The sequence below is a fragment of the Candidatus Hydrogenedentota bacterium genome (assembly GCA_018005585.1).
Lineage (GTDB): Bacteria > Hydrogenedentota > Hydrogenedentia > Hydrogenedentales > JAGMZX01 > JAGMZX01.
Genome location: JAGMZX010000069.1, coordinates 23,736 through 28,090, shown reverse-complemented (window position 1 = coordinate 28,090; position 4,355 = coordinate 23,736). Strand labels below are relative to the sequence as shown.

Annotated in this window: 2 protein-coding genes; one reads left to right on the top strand and one right to left on the bottom strand. The window is 61.3% G+C overall.

All coding sequences use genetic code 11. From position 1 onward, the window contains the following. Positions 1 to 225 precede the first annotated feature (225 nt). Positions 226 to 873: a hypothetical protein gene (locus tag KA184_12895; GenBank protein ID MBP8130468.1), complete on the top strand. Its 648-nt coding sequence runs from the start codon at positions 226 to 228 to the stop codon at positions 871 to 873. Between the two features lie 1,761 nt (positions 874 to 2,634). Here the strand turns inward: KA184_12895 and KA184_12890 are convergent. Continuing rightward, entirely contained in the window at positions 2,635 to 3,099 is a 465-nt protein-coding gene (locus KA184_12890) for a hypothetical protein (protein MBP8130467.1), read from the bottom strand. Positions 3,100 to 4,355 lie beyond the last annotated feature (1,256 nt).

Below are 4,355 nucleotides of genomic sequence, written 5' to 3'. Positions count from 1 at the left end.
AGATGACCTTCCGCCTGCCCAACGACCCGAAAGAACGCCGGACGTTGCTGCAGATGGACGAGGAACAGCGCCGGCTCTACGACCTTTTCACTTGATCGGGTGTCCCAATGTTGAACTCAGGAAGAAATATGCCATGCTTGAGGTGTGGCAAACGATACGCGAAATCTCAGTCCGGCAGCGCAGGAGGCCATCCGCACGCGCGTGGTTCAAGCGGTGGCCGGCGGCATGACGTACGTGGAGGCCGCCAAGGCCTTCGGCGTGCATCGCAATATGGCCAGCGCGTGGCATCGCGCCTATCTTGCGAGCGGCATGGATGCGCTGAAGGCGAAGAAGCGCGGCCGCGCCAAGGGCGCGGGCAAGCTCAACGCGCAGCAGGCGGCGCAGGTGTGCAAGCTGGTGGTGGACCATCATCCGGACCAGTTGAAGCTGCCGTTCGCGCTGTGGACGCGCGAGGCGGTTCGCCCAACAGCAGTTGGTGCAATGGCTTGGGCTCTCCCGCTCGAAGTTCTACACATGGAAGCAGCGCTACGGCAAGGCCAACGAGCACAACGGGATGATCCCGCGCGACTTCTGGCTGTTGGACTGGGAGCGGGACGTCATCGTGGACTACTTCATCGAGCATCCCTTCGAGGGCTACCGGCGGCTGGCGTACATGATGATGGACGCGGATATTGTGGCGGTGTCGCCCAGCACGGTATACCGCACGCTCAAGGGCGAGGGGCTCTTGGGCCGGCGCGACGTGAAGCCGTCCCTGAAGGGCACGGGCTTCGTGCAGCCCTTGCGGCCGCACCAGGAGTGGCACATCGACGTGACGTACGTGAACCTGAGCGGGACACGACAGTTGAATCCGCTTCCCGTCGCGATATAACGTGACGGTTGCCGGGTGAAACGGAGGCCGGCTCTGCTGGAGAGCAACCGGCCAAGGATAGCCCGGCGGGGCTCATCAAGACGATGGGCACAGGGACGGGGCGAGCAATTGACATCCCGTCCCCCCCCTCAACAACCCATCGGATTGATAGACCCCCAATGTCTCAGAAAACTCCCGCCCGAAGGGCGGAACATAGTGCTAAGCGGGAAACGCCGATTGTCCAATTCCCGCTGAACCAAGACAAAGTGTGTCAAATCATTTGCGTGAATGCTATTGCGTGCGTGGTGATTATTAAAGGAATTCGCAGTGGATGGCCGAAAAGTCTAGATGTCCGGGCGCTGTTCCGTGGCTTGTTGGTGTGCCTCTTGGCGGGATAATCCTTGCTTATCTTCTGGTCCTTATGTGGGATATGACTGTGCCCGGCGGTTTGCGACACGCCATTCCCTGCAAATCTTGGACGAATGAGTTATACGCCCACGTAAACGTTCCTGGGATTATTTGCATATGTGCTGCAGTCGCCAACATCACGATTCGCCAAGAAATACCCATCCACGTTCGCTTTTGTGACTGAAGTTCACGAAAACCGCTATCAGAGCATGTATTCACATCCGCGTGTGAAGACTACATCAAAACCAACGCGGAAAATCCGATTTGCGTTCTTGTCCAAAGCTAAGACTTTACTGATAGCATGCGCAAAGGAATTGTCTTCTCTTGGGTTCTAGGTGAAAGTCCTGTTCAATACTTTGTGTACTGCACTCCAAGCAACCGCAAACGCTGCCACTGTCCAGCGGGCTAGAAGTCCAATGTCTACAGACGCTTGCGCCAAACCCCGCAAAAACAGCAAAAAAGCCTGAGCACCATGCAGCCGGTGGACGGATTGGGTTCCCCGGTGGCTGGTGTATGCGCTCGGGCCGCGGGCGATGTGCAATAGTGTGGATGGGGAAGGGAAGGCTCCTCTCTCTCTCCCGATCGGCATCCCCGAATTTGCAACAGCGGTGCTGCAAGCAGGACGGGGAAGAGGCCGTGCGATGCAGACATGCATACGGCGTTTTTGCAGTCTTTGCGGGGTTTGTCCAAACTCGATGCCCCGCATGGACTTTCCGCACGCCGATGTGTGGCGAAGTTCGCGGGCACCGGCGGACTTTGCCAGGCCCGGTCCGGCGCGCAAGAAAAGGGGCCACCGTCCGGCTGTGGATGGTGGCCGTGTCGGTGTCGGGTCTTCCTTCACCCTGTCGCCTGCTTGATCTGTTCCCTGCCCGCCTCCGGTGTGGAAAGTCCAATAGCGGCAAGGAGAAACGGCAAACACTGCAAACTTCGCAAACTCCCCGGGCCCGTTCGATGGTACGGGAGGGTGCAGTATCATCATCGGGTGCGCAAGGAACGTGGCAGTGTCATGTCCACGAGACAAGAGGAAGAGGAAGGGAGAGAAAGAGGAAAGAGAAGAAGAAGAGAAAATAGGAGAGAGAAAGGAGAAAGAAGGAGGAAAGAGGAAGAAGCCCCGCCCCCCTGAAGGGAGAGCCGCCAGCTCCCAGCAGCTCTTCCGGAAGTGTTGTCCCGTCCCGCCCCCCCTTTCCATTTGCCCGAGAGAAGTCTGCGGCGTTTGCGGCGTTTGCCTTCGGCGGGGTTTCGGGCAGAGGGGACCGGCGGAAACGGTCCTCGGTGCGTCGCGGTGTTTGCCGCCCCCTTGCGGCGTTTGCCGCAAGGGGGGGTGTCCGGGACGGGACGCGCCCGGCGCGTCGTGCGCCGGGCCGTCCGTTCGCGTGCGGTCAGCGGTGGTATACGGGGGGCAGCTGTGCCGCCGCCTCCCGCGCCGCCCAGTGGCGCTCGTGGTTCCAGATGTCCACGCCGTCCTCCGGGTCGCGCCGATGGAAGTGCCGCGGCAGGCCGCCCAGGAAGGAGAAGCCGGAGGGCCCCTCCTGTACCCACAGCTCCCCGGCGGAAGCGCGCGCGCATGCCGCGTCGAGCTCCTCCGCCTTCGTCAGCGGGAAGTCGAACAAGGCGAAGAAGGCCCGCACCTCCGCGACCGCCGACGCCCCGTCCAGAACGAACTTCCTGCTCTTGCAGCTCATACCCGTGACCCAGAGGTCGACGGTGATGCTGTGGACGGGGCCCCGCCCCATATGGCGGCGGACCTCGTGGACTATCGTGGCGACTTCCGCGCGCCGCCACCCGTCCCTCTCGTCCGTCCTTTCTGGCGCGGTGGCCCTGGTTGTCTTCTTGATGGTTCCCATGGTTCCTGTCTCCTTTTCCGGTCTTTGCGCCGGTGCTCGGGGCCGGGCCAATCCCGGGTCCTCAATGGTATGTTCGCAGGACAGAGGACGATCTTTTTGCAGGTTTGGAGACCGCTCTGGTCTGCCGGAAACGCCGCGGGGGATTGCAGGCGCTGCCACGCCGAAGGACCCGGCGGGGCAACAGAGGCGAACAGTTCGAGTGTCCGCGCTCGCTGACAAGCGCCACATCCTGTGCTTGTCGTCATGGAGAGATTTGTAGGCAGACTCAGGGATGATGTGCGATGTGCACAACGGTTGCTGTTGCAAACACAGAGCACACGGCATTCACGAATTCTCCGTTCTGTAGGCTCCACCACGGTCATACTCCAGAATGCACACCTGCTTCCGACAAACACTCCCCCGTAGATCAAAACTCGCAGTAGTCCAAGAGGCTGGAACTCCAAGTGGTGCAAGGGTTTTCCGCCAAACCCCGCAAAAACAGCAAAAAAGCCTGCGTGCTATGCAGCCGGTGGATGGGTCGGGTGCCCCGGCGGCGGGCGTCTGCACTCGGGCGCTGGCGCTGTGCGATAGTATGGATGGGGAAGGGAGAGATCCCCCCTTCCCCTTCCCCTCCCCCCTCTCTCCCGCGACCGGGATCCCCGAATTCGCAGCAGCGGTGCCGCCAGCAGGACGGCGAAGAGGCCGTGCGATGCAGACACGCATGCGGCGTTTTTGCAGTCTTTGCGGGGTTTGTCGAAACTCTATGTCTCGCATGGACTTTCCGCACGCCGGAGCGCGGCGGCGTTTGCGTGCTTCGGCGAACTTTGCTGAGCCCAGTCCGGCGCACAAGAAAAGGGCCACCGTCCGGTTGTGGACAGTGGCCATGTCAGTGTCGGGTCTTCCTTCACCCGGTCGCCTGCTTGATCTGTTCCGCGACGCTGTTGGTCCCCAATCTCTTCTCGGTTTGTTCAGCGTCGCTCTCGCTCCGCAACGGCTTCCGGCTTCCGGCTTCGCCTTCGGCTACGCGGGGACAAGTCGCCGTGGCAGTCTTCGTTCGTCGCTGCGCTCCGAACAGAAAGCTGGCTCGCCAAGGCGTAGTTCGGAGCGGTCCTCGTACTTGCCCGATATCGTGGTGCCCGGCTTCGCCTTTGGCTCCGCCGTGGCAGTCTTCGTTCGTCGCTGCGCTCCGAACAGAAAGCTGGCTCGCCAAGGCGTAGTTCGGAGCGGTCCTCGTACTTGCCCGATATCGTGGTGCCCGGCTTCGCCTTTGGCTACGC

What these genes read in the sequence shown, in the direction of transcription:
- KA184_12895 (MBP8130468.1), top strand. Translation starts at nt 226, where the DNA reads ATGACGTACGTGGAGGCCGCCAAGGCCTTCGGCGTGCATCGCAATATG.
- KA184_12890 (MBP8130467.1), bottom strand. Translation starts at nt 3,099, where the DNA reads ATGGGAACCATCAAGAAGACAACCAGGGCCACCGCGCCAGAAAGGACG.